The sequence below is a fragment of the Pseudaminobacter sp. Soil_N_29 genome (assembly GCF_057656055.1).
In genome coordinates, this window is record NZ_JBDGLC010000003.1 from 1 (window position 1) to 15,649 (window position 15,649).

At 64.2% G+C, this 15,649-nt stretch carries 15 protein-coding genes and 1 pseudogene; 1 reads left to right on the top strand and 15 read right to left on the bottom strand.

Annotated features, from left to right (window positions below):
* The 9 genes and pseudogenes from AC3A4H_RS08710 to AC3A4H_RS08750 form a co-directional block, all read right to left on the bottom strand.
* Positions 1-77 (bottom strand): annotated as a pseudogene (locus AC3A4H_RS08710) (ribulose-phosphate 3-epimerase); the annotation flags it as partial.
* Complete coding sequence (gene cbbX / locus AC3A4H_RS08715) at positions 74-1,015, bottom strand: CbbX protein (RefSeq protein ID WP_487766353.1); 942 nt, start codon at positions 1,013-1,015, stop codon at positions 74-76. The gene cbbX and the pseudogene AC3A4H_RS08710, both read right to left, overlap by 4 nt.
* Positions 1,016-1,193: 178 nt before the next feature.
* Positions 1,194-1,613, bottom strand: coding sequence for a RuBisCO small subunit-like domain-containing protein (locus tag AC3A4H_RS08720; protein WP_487766354.1), 420 nt, complete (start codon positions 1,611-1,613; stop codon positions 1,194-1,196).
* A 105-nt stretch (positions 1,614-1,718) separates the two neighbouring features.
* Positions 1,719-3,179: a form I ribulose bisphosphate carboxylase large subunit gene (locus AC3A4H_RS08725; protein WP_487766355.1), complete on the bottom strand. Its 1,461-nt coding sequence runs from the start codon at positions 3,177-3,179 to the stop codon at positions 1,719-1,721.
* Between the two features lie 34 nt (positions 3,180-3,213).
* Positions 3,214-4,293, bottom strand: a complete 1,080-nt coding sequence (fba, locus tag AC3A4H_RS08730; RefSeq protein WP_487766356.1) for a class II fructose-bisphosphate aldolase — start codon at positions 4,291-4,293, stop codon at positions 3,214-3,216.
* 2 nt (positions 4,294-4,295) lie between these two features.
* Positions 4,296-5,345, bottom strand: coding sequence for a type I glyceraldehyde-3-phosphate dehydrogenase (gap, locus tag AC3A4H_RS08735; RefSeq protein ID WP_487766357.1), 1,050 nt, complete (start codon positions 5,343-5,345; stop codon positions 4,296-4,298).
* A 13-nt stretch (positions 5,346-5,358) separates the two neighbouring features.
* The gene (tkt, locus tag AC3A4H_RS08740) at positions 5,359-7,371 is read right to left on the bottom strand and encodes a transketolase (protein ID WP_487766358.1); all 2,013 of its coding nucleotides are present in this window, start codon (positions 7,369-7,371) and stop codon (positions 5,359-5,361) included.
* Between the two features lie 10 nt (positions 7,372-7,381).
* Positions 7,382-8,254 (bottom strand): phosphoribulokinase, encoded by an 873-nt coding sequence (locus tag AC3A4H_RS08745; protein ID WP_348777624.1) that lies wholly within the window; start codon positions 8,252-8,254, stop codon positions 7,382-7,384.
* 20 nt (positions 8,255-8,274) lie between these two features.
* The gene (locus AC3A4H_RS08750; RefSeq protein ID WP_487766359.1) at positions 8,275-9,324 is read right to left on the bottom strand and encodes a class 1 fructose-bisphosphatase; all 1,050 of its coding nucleotides are present in this window, start codon (positions 9,322-9,324) and stop codon (positions 8,275-8,277) included.
* 120 nt (positions 9,325-9,444) lie between these two features.
* On the opposite strand from AC3A4H_RS08750, the gene AC3A4H_RS08755 reads away from it, so the two are divergent.
* Positions 9,445-10,398, top strand: coding sequence for a LysR family transcriptional regulator (locus AC3A4H_RS08755; protein ID WP_487766360.1), 954 nt, complete (start codon positions 9,445-9,447; stop codon positions 10,396-10,398).
* Between the two features lie 4 nt (positions 10,399-10,402).
* Here AC3A4H_RS08755 and AC3A4H_RS08760 read toward each other — a convergent pair whose 3' ends face one another.
* The 6 genes from AC3A4H_RS08760 to AC3A4H_RS08785 are packed head-to-tail and all read right to left on the bottom strand — an operon-like array spanning position 10,403 to position 15,480.
* On the bottom strand, positions 10,403-11,035 hold the full coding sequence (locus tag AC3A4H_RS08760; protein ID WP_348777621.1) for a hypothetical protein: 633 nt from the start codon (positions 11,033-11,035) through the stop codon (positions 10,403-10,405).
* Complete coding sequence (locus AC3A4H_RS08765) at positions 11,035-11,865, bottom strand: ABC transporter permease (protein ID WP_487766677.1); 831 nt, start codon at positions 11,863-11,865, stop codon at positions 11,035-11,037. Before AC3A4H_RS08765 ends, AC3A4H_RS08760 begins: the two co-directional genes overlap by 1 nt.
* Positions 11,866-11,906: 41 nt before the next feature.
* Positions 11,907-12,692: an ABC transporter ATP-binding protein gene (locus AC3A4H_RS08770; RefSeq protein ID WP_487766361.1), complete on the bottom strand. Its 786-nt coding sequence runs from the start codon at positions 12,690-12,692 to the stop codon at positions 11,907-11,909.
* 58 nt (positions 12,693-12,750) lie between these two features.
* A complete protein-coding gene (locus AC3A4H_RS08775) occupies positions 12,751-13,212 on the bottom strand; it encodes a cupredoxin domain-containing protein (protein ID WP_487766362.1) in 462 nt (153 codons plus the stop codon).
* Positions 13,213-13,238: 26 nt separating this feature from the next.
* Positions 13,239-14,213, bottom strand: coding sequence for a YVTN family beta-propeller repeat protein (locus tag AC3A4H_RS08780; RefSeq protein WP_487766678.1), 975 nt, complete (start codon positions 14,211-14,213; stop codon positions 13,239-13,241).
* A gap of 37 nt (positions 14,214-14,250) precedes the next feature.
* On the bottom strand, positions 14,251-15,480 hold the full coding sequence (locus AC3A4H_RS08785; protein ID WP_487766679.1) for an ABC transporter substrate-binding protein: 1,230 nt from the start codon (positions 15,478-15,480) through the stop codon (positions 14,251-14,253).
* Between the last annotated feature and the right edge of the window lie 169 nt (positions 15,481-15,649).

Here is a 15,649-nt window from a genome sequence, read left to right on the forward strand (position 1 = left end):
ACCGCCTCGACCTCGTCGCCGAGGCGTGAGAAATCGGCCGACAGAACCGAGGGCGCGATCAGGGTTTTTGCGGTCATTGGCTGGCCTCCTCACCCTTCGTCTTCATTGCGAAGACCCGACTTGCGGTGATGTCATCCGAGGAAATAGTCGACAGGGCCTTGGCGTCGAGCGGGCCCTGGGAGGTCTCGAACAGCCGGTTGGCTTGCCGCAAACGCGCCCGGTCGAGTGCGTTGCGGATCGAGCGCGCATTGGCGAAATGCGGCTGCTCGCGCCGACGGGCAATGTAGTCTTTGAGCGCCGCGACAGCGGGTTGATCGAGCCTGTAGTTCTGGTGGTCGAGCATCTTCTTGGCGATCCCGAGAAGTTCGTCGTCGGTATAGTCCGGAAAATCGATGTGGTGCGCAATGCGCGAGCGGAAGCCGGGATTGCTCTCGAAGAAGCGGTCCATCCGCGGCGCGTAGCCGGCGAGGATCACGACCAGGTCGTCGCGCTGGTTTTCCATCACCTGAAGCAGGATCTCGATCGCCTCTTGGCCGTAGTCGCGCTCGTTTTCCGGGCGATAGAGATAATAGGCCTCGTCGATGAACAGCACCCCGCCCATCGCCTTTTTCAGGATCTCCTTGGTCTTCGGGGCGGTGTGGCCGATATATTGGCCGACCAGGTCGTCGCGGGTGACCGATACGAGATGGCCCTTGCGGATGTAGCCGAGGCGGTGGAGCAGGTCGGCCATGCGCAATGCGACGGTGGTTTTGCCTGTACCGGGATTGCCGGTGAAGCTCATGTGGAGCGTCGGCGTTTCGTGCGCCAGGCCCATGCGCCGGCGCGCGCGCTCGACCAGCAGCAGGGCCGCCGTCTCGCGGATGCGCTTCTTGACGGGGGCGAGGCCGATCAGGTCGCGGTCCAGCTCGGCCAGAACGTCCTTGACGCCCGAGCTCTCGAACTCCTCGCGCAGGTCGATTGCCGTCGGGATTTCCTCGACGGGGGTTTCGGTTTCGGCTGTTGCTGTTGCGGACATACGAGTCTCCTGTGTGAGGTATCGTGCCTGGAGGCGCGGCCTCTTTACCCTCCCCCTTGCGGGGAGGGTCGCTGAGCGAATTGGGCGTAGCGAGATTCAGGAGTGGGGTGGGGGTTCCAACCCGTGCGTTCCCGCCCGCTATGCGGTCGACCGTTCCCCCAAGGGAGGGTAATCGAACTCACCCGTATCTGTTGCCGGCCGGGCGGTCGGCTGCATAGGGCTTGGTCGTGTAACGCACCACGCGGCCGGGCGCTTCCTGCCGCTCGAGGCGGTAGCCGGGCTCCTCGGCCGGGCGGTTGACGATGAAGGACAGCTTCACCGACTCCCAGCCATGGCTGGAATCGAATGCGACGACGCGGATGTAGCGGTCGCCATAGACCTTGCGGCACGCCTTCAGTTCCATGATCAGGGCCGCGGCGTCGGGATTGTCGAACATCGGGTGGCCCCACATGTCCCAATAGGTGTTGCGGGGATGCGGGTCGTCGGTGAACTCCAGGCTGACGGCCCAGCCATTGTCGATGCAGTACTGCACCTGCGCCCGGATCTGGTCGTCTGTCAGGTCGGGCAGGAATGAGAAAGTTCCCTGGGTGATGCGCATTGGAATTGGCTCCTGTCGGTTGCGCCGCTTTGCCCTCCCGTGCGGGGGAGAGGCGGCGAATGATGCGGTCGGCCCTCCCCACGCGGGGGAGGGTAAGGTGCGGTCTTACTCCGCCGCCGTCGCCACCGGCACGAAGTCCGGCGAGTCGGTCGAGGCGTAGTTGAAGGTCACGTCCTTCCAGGTTTCGAGCGCCTGCTTCAGCGGCAGGCAGGTCTTGGCGGCGTCCTGCAGTATCTGCGGTCCCTCGCGCATGATGTCGCGGCCTTCGTTGCGGGCGAGGATCATGCATTCGAGCGCGACGCGGTTGGCGGTGGCACCCGCCGCGATGCCCATGGGGTGACCGATCGTGCCGCCGCCGAACTGCAGCACCACGTCCTCGCCGAGCAGGGTGAGCAGCTGGTGCATCTGGCCGGCATGGATGCCGCCCGAGGCCACCGGCATCAGCTTGTTGAGCGAGGCCCAGTGCTGGTCGAAGAAGATGCCGTTTTCCAGCCGCTTCGGATTAAAATCCTCGCGGCAGACGTCGTAGTAGCCGTGGGTCGTGGCCGGGTCGCCTTCCAGCTTGCCGACCACCGTGCCGGCATGGATGTGGTCCACGCCCGCCAAACGCATCCACTTGGCGATGACGCGGAAGGAGACGCCGTGGTTCTTCTGGCGCGTATAGGTCGAGTGGCCGGCGCGGTGCAGGTGCAGGATCATGTCGTTCTTGCGCGCCCAATTCGACATGGACTGGATGGCCGTGTAGCCAATGACCAGGTCGATCATGACGATGGTGGAGCCGAGTTCCTTGGCGAAGTTGGCGCGCTCGTACATGTCCTCCATGGTGGCGGCGGTCACGTTCAGATAGGTGCCCTTGATCTCGCCTGTCTCGGACTGCGCCTTGTTGACGGCCTCCATGCACCACAGGAAGCGGTCGCGCCAATGCATGAAGGGCTGCGAGTTGATGTTCTCGTCGTCCTTGGTGAAGTCGAGACCGCCCTTCAGTGCCTCATAGACCACGCGGCCGTAGTTGCGGCCGGAGAGGCCGAGCTTGGGCTTCACGGTCGCGCCCAGCAGGGGCCGGCCGAACTTGTCGAGGCGCTCGCGCTCGACCACGATGCCGGTGGCCGGGCCGTTGAAGGTCTTCACATAGGCGACCGGCAGGCGCATATCCTCGAGCCTGAGCGCCTTGAGAGGCTTGAAGCCGAAGACGTTGCCGATGATCGAGGCCGTGAGATTGGCGATCGAGCCCGGCTCGAACAGGTCGAGATCGTAGGCGATGTAGGCGAAATACTGGCCCGGCGCGTTGGGAACCTGGTCGACCTGGTAGGCCTTGGCGCGGTACTTCTCAGAGGCGGTGAGGCGGTCGGTCCAGACCACGGTCCAGGTCGCAGTCGAGCTCTCGCCGGCCACCGCCGCGGCAGCCTCGATCGGGTCGACGCCGTCCTGCGGGGTGATGCGGAACACCGCGATGATGTCGGTGTCCTTGGGCTCGTAGTCGGGCTCCCAATAGCCCATCTTCTTGTATTCCATGACACCGGATCTGTAGCGTGCGGCTCCGGTGACGGTTTCTGTCTTGTTGGCCATAGGTCTGGTCCTTTCTTAGCTTGGGTTGGACCGCTCAGGCGGCCTTGGCGGGTGCGATTTGCGGGTCGAGCTTGCCGGCGGCGTAGCGCTTGGCCATCTCGTCCATGGCGATGACCTTGATCTTCGAGGCGTTGCCGGCGGTGCCGAAGCGCTCGAGACGGTCGCGGCACAGGTCGCGCATGGCGTCCATCGCCGGTTTCAGGAACTTGCGCGGGTCGAATTCGCTCGGATGCTCCATGGCGATGCGGCGGAACTGGCCGGTCATGGCCATGCGGCAGTCGGTGTCGATGTTGACCTTGCGAACGCCATGGCGGATGCCGCGTTCGATCTCCTCCACCGGCACGCCGTAGGTCTGGGGCATCTGGCCGCCATGCTTGTTGATGACGTCCTGAAGCTCCTGCGGCACCGAAGACGAGCCGTGCATGACGAGATGCGTGTTGGGCAGCTTGCGGTGGATCTCCTCGATCACGCGCATGGCCAGGATGTCGCCATCGGGCTTGCGGGTGAACTTGTAGGCGCCGTGCGAGGTGCCGCAGGCGATCGCCAGTGCGTCGACCTTGGTGCGGGTCACGAAGTCGACCGCCTGGTCAGGGTCGGTCAAAAGCTGGTCGTGCGACAACGCGCCTTCGGCGCCGTGGCCGTCCTCGGCCTCGCCCTGTCCCGTCTCCAGCGAGCCGAGCACGCCGAGCTCGCCCTCGACGGAGGCGCCGACCCAATGGGCCATGCGCGATACGCGCTCGGTAATAGTGACGTTGTATTCATAGCTCGCGGGCGTCTTCGCATCGGCCTCCAGCGAGCCGTCCATCATCACTGAGGTGAAGCCGTGGCGGATGGCGGTGAGGCAGGTGGCTTCGTTGTTGCCGTGGTCCTGGTGCATGCAGACCGGGATGTCGGGATAGATCTCGGCCAGAGCGTCGATCATCTTGGCCAGCATGATGTCATTGGCGTAGGAGCGGGCGCCGCGCGAGGCCTGGATGATGACCGGCGCGTCGCAGGCCTTGGCCGCCTCCATGATGGCGAGGCCCTGTTCCATGTTGTTGATGTTGAATGCCGGCACGCCGTACCCGCGTTCGGCGGCGTGGTCGAGCAATTGCCTCAGCGTGATGCGGGCCATGGTCAGGCTTCCTCCTTCGTCCTGCTGTGCTGCTTGCGGGGTTCGAGCGTACGGCCGATCGCCGCGGCGGTGTCGGCCATGCGGTTGGAAAAGCCCCACTCGTTGTCGTACCAGGACATGACCCGGACGAGGTTGCCCTCGATGACCTTGGTCTGGTCGAGCGCGAAGGAGGACGAGGCCGGATTGTGGTTCAGGTCGATCGAGACCAGCGGCTCGTCGACGATGGCTAGGATGTTCTTCAGCTTGCCGTTGGCGGCTGCCTTCATCGCTTCGTTGACCTCTTCCACGGTGGTCGGGCGCGAGGGCACGAATTTGAAGTCGACCACGGAGACATTTGGCGTCGGCACGCGGATGGCGACGCCGTCGAGCTTGCCCTTCAGCTCCGGCAGCACCAGGCCCACGGCCTTGGCCGCACCGGTCGAGGTCGGGATCTGGGAGAGGGCGGCGGCGCGGGCGCGGTAGAGATCCTTGTGCATGGTGTCCAGCGTGGGCTGGTCGCCGGTGTAGGAGTGGATCGTGGTCATGAAGCCGCGTTCGATGCCGATGGCCTCGTGCAGCACCTTGGCGACCGGTCCCAGGCAGTTGGTGGTGCAGGACGCGTTGGAGACGACGACGTGTTCCTTGGCGATCTTGTCGTCGTTGACGCCATAGACCACGGTCAGGTCGGCGCCGTCAGCAGGCGCTGAGACGAGCACGCGGCGGGCGCCGGCGCTAAGATGCGCCGAGGCTTTTTCCTTCGAGGTGAAGATGCCGGTGCATTCGAGCGCGATGTCGACGTCCAGTTCCGTATGCGGCAGCTCGGCCGGGTTGCGGATCGCAGTCACCCTGATCGGCGGCAAGTCGTCGATGACCATCGTGTCGCCCTTGACGGTGACCGTGCCCGGGAAACGGCCGTGGACGCTGTCGTAGTGCAGCAGATGCGCGTTGGTCTCGACAGGGCCGAGATCGTTGATCGCCACCACCTCGACGTCGGTGCGGCCCGACTCGATGATGGCGCGCAGGATGTTGCGGCCGATGCGGCCAAAGCCGTTGATTGCGACGCGAACTGCCAATTGCTCCTCCCGTTCAGTCGATGAGCTCGAGGGCCGCGCCGGCGACCGCTTCGGGCGTGATGTTGAAGTGGCGGTAGAGTTCGGCGGCGGGGGCGCTGGCGCCGAAGCCCGACATGCCGATGAAAGCGCCGTTCTCGCCGATCCAGCGGTCCCAGCCGAGGCGGGCGGCAGCTTCCACCGCCACGCGCGGGGCGGTGCCGAGGACGGACTTGCGGTAGGACGCGTCCTGCGCCTCGAACAGCTCCCAGCAGGGCATGGAGACCACGGCGGCCTCGATGCCGCGCTCGGCCTTCAGCTTCTCGGCGGCGGCCACCGCGATCTCGACCTCGGAGCCGGTGGCGATCAGCGTCGCGGCGCGCGGGCCTTCCGTCTCGCGCAGCACATAGGCGCCGCGGGCGGAGCGGTTCTCGCTCGAATGAGCAGGCCGCAGCATCGGCAGGTTCTGGCGCGACAGCACCAGCACGCTCGGCCGGTCCTTCGTCTTCAGCGCCAGTTCCCAGCACTCCGCCGTTTCGATGATGTCGGCCGGGCGGAACACGTTGAAATGCGGCGTGGCGCGCAGCATGGCCAGATGCTCGACCGGCTGGTGTGTCGGGCCGTCTTCGCCCAGCCCGATGGAGTCATGCGTCATGACGTAGATGACCCGCTGGCCCATCAGCGCGGACAGCCGCATGGCACCGCGCGCATAGTCGGTGAAGCACAGGAACGTGCCGCCATAGGGCACGAAGCCGCCGTGCAGCGCGATGCCGTTCATGGCCGCCGCCATGCCGTGCTCGCGGATGCCGTAGTGGACATAGCTGCCGGAGTAGTCGCCGGCGACGAGGCGGTTCATGCCCTTGGTAATGGTCAGGTTCGAGTGGGTGAGGTCTGCCGAGCCGCCGACGGTGAGGCCGGTGGCGCCGTTGATGACGGAAAGCGCCATTTCGGAAGCCTTCCGGGTGGCGACCTTGGTCGCCTTCTCGACATGCTCCTTGCGGAAGGAGTCGAGCGCCTCGAACACGGCAGGCGGGACATCGCCGGCAATTGCCGCCTCGAAAGCATCGCGGCGTGCGGAGGCTGCAATCCGCACTTCCCACTCGCGGCGTGCAGCTTCGCCGCGGCCGGCAACTTCGCGCCATGCAGCCACAATTTGATCCGGCACCTCGAATGGCGGCCAGGACCAGCCGATGTTTTCGCGTGCGGCGGCGACTTCGGCTTCGCCGAGCGGCGCGCCGTGGGTCTTTTCGGAGCCCTGAAGGTTGGGAGCGCCCTTGCCGATGACGGTGCGGCAGGCGATCAGCGAGGGGCGGTCGGAATTGCGTGCGTGCTCGATTGCCGCGGCGATCGCATCCGTGTCATGGCCGTCGATCTCCTGCACGTCCCAGCCGGCAGCCCTGAAGCGCGCCGGCTGGTCCATCGAGGTCGACAGCGAGGTCGGGCCGTCGATCGAAATCGAATTGTTGTCCCAGAAGACGATCAAGCGGTCGAGCTTCAGATGGCCGGCAAGGTCGATCGCCTCGTGGCTGATGCCTTCCTGCAGGCAGCCGTCTCCGGCGATCACATAGGTGTAATGGTCGACCAGATCGGCGCCGTGGCGCGCGGCCAGCATGCGTTCGGCCAGCGCCATGCCGACGGCAGTCGAAATGCCCTGGCCGAGCGGTCCGGTGGTGGTCTCGATGCCCTGCGCATGGCCGTATTCGGGGTGGCCGGCGGTGCGGCTGCCGAGCTGGCGGAAATTCTGCAGCTGCTCGATCGGCATGTCGGGATAGCCGATGAGATAGTGCAGCGCATATTGCAGCATCGAGCCGTGGCCGGCCGAGAGCACGAAGCGGTCGCGGTCGGGCCAGTCGGGCCTTGTCGGGTCGAGCTTGATGAAGCGGCGGAACAACACCGTCGCCACGTCGGCCATGCCCATGGGCATGCCCGGATGGCCCGAATTGGCCTTCTGCACGGCATCCATCGCCAGTGCGCGGATGGCGTTGGCCATGTCGCGCTCGGACACGGTTTCGGCGGCCGGATTCGGCTTGAGAGACGATTGCAGGTTCATGGCTTCCTCCTCACGACGCGCGCTTCTTGCGCTCGATGAGTTGCAGGATGAGGGGGGTAAGGATGAGCTGCATGGCGAGGTCGAGCTTGTTGCCCGGCACCACGATGGAATTTGCCCGCGACATGAAGCTGTCGTGGATCATCGACAGCAGGTAGGGGAAGTCGATGCCGCGCGGCCGTGCGAAGCGGATGACAAGCATCGACTCGTCCGGGGTGGGTATCCAGCGGGCGATGAAGGGGTTCGACGTGTCGACGATGGGCACGCGCTGGAAGTTGATGTCGGTCTGGGTGAACTGCGGAGTGATGTAGCGCACATAGTCGGGCATGCGGCGCAGGATCACGTCCATCACGGCTTCGGTGGAATAGCCGCGCGTGGACCGGTCGCGATGGATCTTCTGGATCCATTCGAGATTGATGACCGGCACGACGCCGATCTTGAGGTCGGCGTGGCGGGCGAGGTTGACCTGTTCGGTCGCCACGCAGCCATGCAGCCCTTCGTAGAACAGAAGGTCGCTGGGCGGAAATTCGCGCCATTCGGTAAAGGTGCCCGGCTGCTGGCCGTAGAGCTTGGCCTCTTCCTCGTCGTGGACATAGGTGCGCGTGCGCCCCGTTCCGCGGCGGCCATATTCCTCGAAGACGGATTCGAGAATCTCCAGCTCGTTGGCCTCGACATTGAAGTGGGTGAAGTTGGGGTTCCCCTTCTCCTCCTCCTCGGCGACCTTCAGCTTCATTGCCGCGCGGTCGTAGCGGTGGAAGGCATCGCCCTCGATGAAGGCAGCCTCGATGTGCTCGCGCCGGAAGATCTGCTCGAAGACGCGCTTGACCGAAGTGGTGCCGGCGCCGGACGAGCCTGTGATGGAAATGATCGGGTGCTTGGCCGACATGAAACGCTTTCTCCCCCAGGTCAGGCGCGGAACAGGCCGCGGTGGCCGAACAGCGGCGAGCGCTCGCCTATGCTGCTCGGATCCAAGTGATAACGAGTGATGCGGGCCACCTCCCGGGCGGAGCCGAAGACCAGCGGAGTGCGCTGGTGCAGGCTCTGCGGATGGATATCCAGTATGCGCTCGATCGTGTCGGTCGCCGCGCCGCCGGCCTGCTCGATCAGATAGGCGATCGGGATGGCCTCGTAGACGAGCCGCAGGCGGCCGCTTGCGTATCCGCGGCGCTGGTCGCCCGGGTAGAGGAAAACGCCGCCGCGCATGAGGATGCGGTAGCAGTCGGCCACCAGCGAAGCGATCCAGCGCATGTTGAAGTCGCGCTCGCGCGGACCCTCGGTGCCCTTCAGGCAATCGTCGACATAGAGCCGCACGGCCTCGTCCCAGTGGCGGTAATTGGCGGCATTGATCGCGAATTCATGGGCGCGCGGCGGCACGATGCGGCTTTCATAGGCCTGCACGAAGGTGCCCAGTCGCGCCGACTGGACGAAGACATGGGTGCCGCTGCCAAGCGACAGCACCAGCGCCAGCTGCGGGCCATAGATGAAGAAGCCCGCGCCGAGCAGGTTCGTTCCCGGCTGCAAAAAGGAGGCGGCCGGATTTTCATCCGGCGCGCCAGTTGCAGGGAGGAGCGAGAAAATCGTTCCGATCGACACGTTGGTGTCGATGTTGGAGGAGCCGTCGAGAGGATCGATGGCGATGGCAAGCTCGGCATCCGTGTTGAGCAGGACCGGCTGGTCAAGTTCCTCCGAGGCGTAGAGATGCACCGGCGCATGGCGCATGGCGTCGAGGAAGATGTCGTCGGCGAAGACGTCGAGGTCCTTCTGCACGTCCCCGTCGTGATTGGTGCCGCGCGTGCCTGCGAAGGCCCTGCCGAGCGCGCCCTGGTTGATGGTATTGCGCACCTTGACCGCCGCCTGGGCGAGCTGGCGGATCGTCGTGGCAATGGCGTCGCGACGCAGGTCGCCGCCGCTGCCGACGTAAGAATTCAGAACCGCATCGAGTGTTGCCGTCGTCATCTTGTCCTCCCGAGCGGTCGCAAAGCATCGACCAAGCCTGAGACGGATGAGAACAAAGGCGCTTACCTAAGTAAATTTTAATAACTTTACTTTTCTAATAAAAAAGATTTAGCATCGGGCATGCGGAACCTCACTTTCAGGCAGCTCAGAGCAGTTCAGGCGATCATCGCCACGGGCAAAATCGTCAACGCTGCCAAGGCCTTGGGGCTGACCGCGCCGGCGGTAACGATCCAGCTGAGGCAGGCCGAGGACGAACTCGGCATCGCGCTTTTCGACCGCACCGCAGACGGGATGCGTCCGACTGCCGCAGGATTGGCCCTGGTCGATGCGGCCCAGGCGATCGAGGAGCGGCTGCGGCTGCTAGAAGATCAGATCGACGCGATAAAGGGCGTGCGCACCGGCAGCCTGACGCTGGGCGTCGTCTCCACCGCCAAATATTTCGCGCCACGGCTGATGGCCGCCTTCATGAAGGAATATCCGGACATCGAGATGAGCCTTCTGGTCGGCAACCGCGCCGAGACGATCGCCAACCTGAAGAGCCATGATGTCGACATCGCGCTGATGGGGCGTCCGGCGCGCGACGTGCCTGTGCGGGCGTCGGCCTTCGGAGACCATCCGCTGGTCATCATCGCAGCACCCGACCATCCGCTGGCGAAGGCCCGCGACATTTCCAAGGAACGCATCGCCCGCGAAAACTTCCTGATCCGCGAGCCGGGTTCGGGCACGCGCATTTCGCTGGAGATCTTCCTGAGCGAAATTCCCGGCCGGCTGGACGACCTTGGCACGGAGATGGACTCCAACGAGACCATCAAGCAGGCGGTGATGGCAGGGCTGGGAATTGCGTTCATTTCCGCGCACACCGTCGCCTTCGAGGTGGAAACGAGGCGTCTCGTTATACTGGACGTACAGGGCATGCCGATCCGCCGGCAATGGTTCGCGGTGATGCGGGCCGACCGGGCGATCTCGCCGGCAATGTCGACCTTCCACGATTTCCTGATGCGCAAGGGCGCGATGTACCTGCCGCTGTTCGGCAAGCTCTATCCCGCCCAGGCGCCCCGGCCGGAAATGGTATGAGGCGCTACTTCTTCGGTGCGAGGGTATCGGCGATGGTCTTTGAAAGCTGATATAGCCGCTGCTCGATCAGCGTCGGCACCTCGCAGACATAGGTGAGCGACTTGACCCGCTCGTCGAAGACCCGCGTCTCCCAATTCAGCCGGTCAGTCAGTTGCGTCACCTGATTGGGGTCGGCATCGGGCTTGGCGGTCAGGTCGTCGAGTTCCGAGGCCTCCTTGCGCAGATCCGCGGCAACCTCGATCTGCTTGCGTGCATAGCGGGTGATGCCGCTCATGACGCGCGATCGTTCGGCGTTCATGTGGTCGAACAGGCCCTGTTCCAGCATGGTCATCGCGGGCACCAGCTTGTCCGGCGGCAGGCTGGCGGCGAAGTCCTTGATCTGCTGCTCAGCGTCGGGCAATGGCAACCGGCGGGCGGCGAGCTCGCGCACGCGTTTGGCAATGTCGGGATCGTTTTCCCAGCCCTTGGCCGTGTCCGGCAGTTCCGGCCCGTTCCAGATCTGGGCCAGCGACAGTTCGGGCACCTTGCGCTGCATGCATGGCCAGTCGGGTTCGGTGGTGGCGGCATTGGCAGGGTGGACGAGGGCGCATGCCAGCAGAATGCCGGCAAGGCTGCAGATCGGCAGCAAAGGTCTCATCAGGCGTTTCCTCCCGTATCCTGTTTACGGTTCATCAGGCCGCGCGACGGGTCGTAGGCGATGATGGCGCCGGCCAGGAACAGCAAGGTGCACCCGACCACGACGGCGAGAGAGAACCAGTCGATCTGGCAATAGAGCGCAAAGCGGATCAGCTCCACCGCATAGGTGAAGGGGTTGAACAGGCAGATCTTGTAGAGGATGGGGCTCGACTGCTGCACGCGCCAGAGCGGGTAGAGCGCCGGCGAGGCGAAATACATCGGGAAGATCACGAAGTTCATCACGCCGGAAAAGTTCTCGAGCTGCTTGATGAGCGACGACAGGAACATGCCGAGCGCGCACAGCATCAACCCCGCCAGGAACAGCGCCGGCAGCACGAAGAGATAGCCCAGCGGCGGCGCCTTGATATCCCAGAACCAGGCTACAAACAGGAACACATAGACCTGGGCGATGGCGACCGCGACGCCGGCGAACAGCTTGGATACCAGCAGGTACCAGCGCGGGAAGGGGCTGACCAGCAGCGTGCGCATGTTGCCCATCTCGCGGTCGTAGACCATCGAAAGCGACGACTGCATGCCGGAAAACAGCAGGATCATGCCGCAGAGGCCGGGCGTGATGTAGACCTCGTAGAGCACGTAGGTCTTGTAGGGCGGGATGATCGAGACGCCGAGCACCTGGCGGAAGCCGGCGGCGAAGATCAGCAGCCACACCAGCGGCCGGACCAGCGATGAAATGAATCGCTCGCGCTGGTTCACGAAGCGCAGGCCCTCGCGCACCAATATGCCCTTCAGGCAGATCAGGTATTGGCGCAGGCCCAAGCGTGGCGACCGCATCGGCACGGTGCCGTGGTCGCTGGTGCGGGCAGGCAGGTCGCTCATGGCTGCATGTCCGTCATCTGCTGGTCGTCAAGGCCGCTGAGCCGCGCAAAGGCTTCGCGAATCGTCTTCATGCCCGCGGCGCGCACCACCTCCACGACGCCGCCGGCGGCGACGAGGCGGCCCTCGCGCAGCACCACGACATGATCGCTGTCCTCGACCTCGTCGATGAGATGCGTGGCCCACAGCACGCCCACGCCTTCGGTCGCTACCAGCTTGCGGATGGTGGCGAGGATGCCGGCGCGCGACTGGATGTCGAGCCCTACCGTCGCCTCGTCCAGCAGCAGCAGGGGCGGGCGGTGAAGCATGGCACGCGCGATCTCGATGCGGCGCATCTGGCCGCCCGACAGGCTGCGCGCCTTGTCGTTCAGCCTGTCGCTCATGTCCACCTGCTGCAGCAGCGCCTCGATGCGCGCCCGCGCCTCGCGCGCGCCGATGCCGTGCAGCGAGGCATGATAGGCAAGGTTCTGGTAGACGCTGAGGTCGAGATCGAGCGTGCGTGCCTGGAAGACGATGCCGAGGCGTTTCAGTGCTTCGCCCGAGGCGCGGGCAACATCGTGCCCGAAGATGCGGATCGAGCCCTCGCGCGTGTTGTAGAGGCGGCTGATCAACGAGAACAGCGTCGTCTTGCCGGCGCCGTTGAGGCCGAGCAGAACGGTAAAGGTGGCCGGCGCGATGGTGAAGGAGACGTCCGAGAGCGCCCGCTTGGAGCCGTAGGAATAGCTGACCGCGGCGACCTCGAGGGCCGCCACATTGCCATGTCCTTCGGTCTTCACATGCTGCAAGGCGGATCGCTCCTTTGCCTCCTGACCATACCGCCGCTTAGCTGGGGCCTCCATTGGCCTATTTGACGGTAATCGTGCCCTTCATGCCCTTGTCGGCCAGGTCAGGCACCGACCATGTGTAGGTGCCGGGCCGCACGGTGTTGAACTGGACCAGTATGGTGCCGGGGGAATCGAATTCCAGCCAGGCCGGCGCGCCGTTCATATGGATTTCCAGTCCGTTGATGACGATCTGATTCATCCAGACGTTACGGAACAGGTCGGTCACGAACTTGTATTCCAGTCCGGTGCCCGAGCTGATCTTCCAGCGATAGCCCTGTCCGGCAATGAGATCGAAGTCGTTCTGGTTGACGGCGAGGTTGTCTTCGGCCGTGCCCAGGATCAGTTCGGGCAGGTTCTGGCTGGCGCGTGTGGCCTTGGGCTGCTCGTCATCGTCGTCGGCCTCCTGCGCGAAGGCGTGGAGCGGTAGCAGGGCAGCACTGATCAATGCGGCAAAGGCAACACTGCGGTATTTCCTCATCATCGTCCTCTCCTCGCTTTTCAAAAAACTCACTGCGGCGACACCACCACGCCCCAGGGCAGGGCGCCGACGGTGACCGACTCGATCGGCTCGTCGTTGGCCACGTCGATGAAGGTGATGTCGTTTGAAATGCCGTTGGTGCTGATGATCATCTTCTGGTCGGGGGTGAAGGCGAGCTGCCAGACCCGCTGGCCGACCAGCACATATTTCTCCACCTCGTAGGTTTGCGTGTTGATGACCGCCACGCGGTTGGCGGGCCCGAGCGCCACATAGGCTTTCTTGCCGTCGGCGGTGATGCGCACGCCCACCGGCTGGATCGCCTCCGAGCGCAAGCCCGGAATGGCGAAGGTGATCTTGTGCGTGACCTGGCGGGTGGCGTTGTCGATGACCGAGACGGTGCCGCCGATCTCGGCGCTGACCCAGACCTCGGAGCCATCCGGCTTGAACTGGGCAAAGCGCGGCCTTGTGTCCACAAGGACGTTGTCGGTGATCTCATGGGTCTGGGTGTCGATGAAATGGGCCATGCTCGTCGTTTCCGACGTGTTGACCAGCGTCTTGCCATCCGGGCTGATGCCCATGCCCTCCGGCTCGACCCCGACGGGGATCTCGGCCACCACCCTTTTCGTCTCAAGGTCGATGACGGTGACTAGATTGTCGTTCTCATTGGCGACATAGAGGATCTTGCCGTCGGGCGAGAGCGTGAAAAGTTCCGGGTCGGGGCCGGAGGGGAGGGTGCCGACGATCTGGTACGTGGCCGTGTCGATTATCTGGATCGTGTCGTCGTCGCTTGCGCACAGATAGATGAACTTGCCATCGGGCGAGATGGTGATGCCGCGCGGGCGCTGCCCCACCGGCACCGACTTGACCACCTTCATCGTCGTCGAGTCGACGACGGTCATGGTGTTGTCCTTCTCGTTGGAGACGTAGACCATGAAGGCCGATGCCGGCGTGGCCAGGAACGTGGCGGCGAGCGCCGCGGCCGCGAGTGACAATTTTCCACGCATCCAGTGCACCCTCCCGGTTTGTCTTTCGTTCACGTTCCTATTTCTTGAATACGCATTTCGTTTCAGGCTGGTCGACGCCGAGCGTGTCGAGTTCCGAGACCTGGTGCAGGAACCCTTCCTGCGGCGAGGTGGAGACGACGGCCTTGGCATCGCCCAGGAAGATCGGCTGGCGCAATTGCAGGTTCCAAGGGCGGAAGGTGAGCTTCTGGCCCTTGAAGGCGGCGATCGAGAACTTGTCGCTGTGGAGATAGTCGCTGATCTTGCCCGGATCGCCGCTGTTGGTGCGCGTGGCCGCCTCGCCGACCGAGCGCACCGCGGTCCAGGCGTTCATGTCCTTGGACAGCATGTGCCGGCCGGCGTTCTTGTCGAAGCGGGTCTGAAGCTGCGAGCCGCCCCACTGCTCGCTGGCCGGGTGCCAGGAGGATGGCATGAGCCCGGCGGTTCCGGCCACCACGCGCGGCAGCCAGGTGCGATAGGGCACATAGGTGCCGAACACCTCACTCTCGTCGGCCACCAGCACCGCGTCGTGGTCGGGAAAATCCTGGGTGAACACCGGCATCTGCTGCTGTATCTGGATGACGCCCGTGTCGGTGCGGCGCGCAGTGCCGGTGTCCTTGAACTCCTTCTCAGCCAGAAGCTTGGCGCCGAACCGTGTTGCCGCGCGGCGCAGGGCGTCGGCGAACAGTTGATCGTTCTCGTGCGAGCCGTAGATGAGCACCCAGCGCGGCCACTGCTTCCAGATGAGATACTGGGCCAGCGCATCGGCCAGCATGCTGCGCGTCGGCGCAATGTGGAAGACATTGGCCCGGCATTCCTCCTCGCGCAGGATGTCGTCGGGGGCGCCGATGTTGAAGATCAGCACGCCCTTGTCGCGCGCAATATCCGCGATCGACAGCAACTGCTTTGCCGAAAGGTCTGCAAGCACGTAGCGATCGCCCTTGCCGACCAGTTCGTTGAAGGCGCCGACGGCATCCGCACCGGGCTTGATCTCGGCGATGTCGAGCTCGAACTTCTGCTTGAGGAAGGAACCGGTGGTGTTGTTGTCGCCGATGCCGAGCTTGGCGCCGGCGATGCCCTCATCCGGTGGCGGAATGTCGAGAACCGATAGTGCCAGCTGCGGCTGGTAGGCGCGCAGGTAGCCGATGCGTATTTCTGTCGTCTGCTGCGGCGCCTTGGCTGAATTTGTCTGGGCTTGCGCGAGAGCGGGCAAGACGTTGACGGCCGCCCAAAAAAGAACGATGAAAACCCGCAGAGAGTTCGGCACCATACTCTTCATAGTGACTCGCCCGTTGTCATCCGGCCAAAGACCGGAAGAAAGTGCTGCCATAGTTCGGTGCCGAAATGAACTTAGCCCATGGTCTAATATTGTCAAAGCCCGGCAGCCGCGATTTCATCGCGGCTGATATAGTTCATGTCGCAATTTCTCATGTTTCAGG

What these genes read in the sequence shown, in the direction of transcription:
- cbbX (WP_487766353.1), bottom strand. Translation starts at nt 1,015, where the DNA reads ATGTCCGCAACAGCAACAGCCGAAACCGAAACCCCCGTCGAGGAAATC.
- AC3A4H_RS08720 (WP_487766354.1), bottom strand. Translation starts at nt 1,613, where the DNA reads ATGCGCATCACCCAGGGAACTTTCTCATTCCTGCCCGACCTGACAGAC.
- AC3A4H_RS08725 (WP_487766355.1), bottom strand. Translation starts at nt 3,179, where the DNA reads ATGGCCAACAAGACAGAAACCGTCACCGGAGCCGCACGCTACAGATCC.
- fba (WP_487766356.1), bottom strand. Translation starts at nt 4,293, where the DNA reads ATGGCCCGCATCACGCTGAGGCAATTGCTCGACCACGCCGCCGAACGC.
- tkt (WP_487766358.1), bottom strand. Translation starts at nt 7,371, where the DNA reads ATGAACCTGCAATCGTCTCTCAAGCCGAATCCGGCCGCCGAAACCGTG.
- AC3A4H_RS08745 (WP_348777624.1), bottom strand. Translation starts at nt 8,254, where the DNA reads ATGTCGGCCAAGCACCCGATCATTTCCATCACAGGCTCGTCCGGCGCC.
- AC3A4H_RS08750 (WP_487766359.1), bottom strand. Translation starts at nt 9,324, where the DNA reads ATGACGACGGCAACACTCGATGCGGTTCTGAATTCTTACGTCGGCAGC.
- AC3A4H_RS08755 (WP_487766360.1), top strand. Translation starts at nt 9,445, where the DNA reads ATGCGGAACCTCACTTTCAGGCAGCTCAGAGCAGTTCAGGCGATCATC.
- AC3A4H_RS08760 (WP_348777621.1), bottom strand. Translation starts at nt 11,035, where the DNA reads ATGAGACCTTTGCTGCCGATCTGCAGCCTTGCCGGCATTCTGCTGGCA.
- AC3A4H_RS08765 (WP_487766677.1), bottom strand. Translation starts at nt 11,865, where the DNA reads ATGCGGTCGCCACGCTTGGGCCTGCGCCAATACCTGATCTGCCTGAAG.
- AC3A4H_RS08775 (WP_487766362.1), bottom strand. Translation starts at nt 13,212, where the DNA reads ATGATGAGGAAATACCGCAGTGTTGCCTTTGCCGCATTGATCAGTGCT.
- AC3A4H_RS08780 (WP_487766678.1), bottom strand. Translation starts at nt 14,213, where the DNA reads ATGCGTGGAAAATTGTCACTCGCGGCCGCGGCGCTCGCCGCCACGTTC.
- AC3A4H_RS08785 (WP_487766679.1), bottom strand. Translation starts at nt 15,480, where the DNA reads ATGGTGCCGAACTCTCTGCGGGTTTTCATCGTTCTTTTTTGGGCGGCC.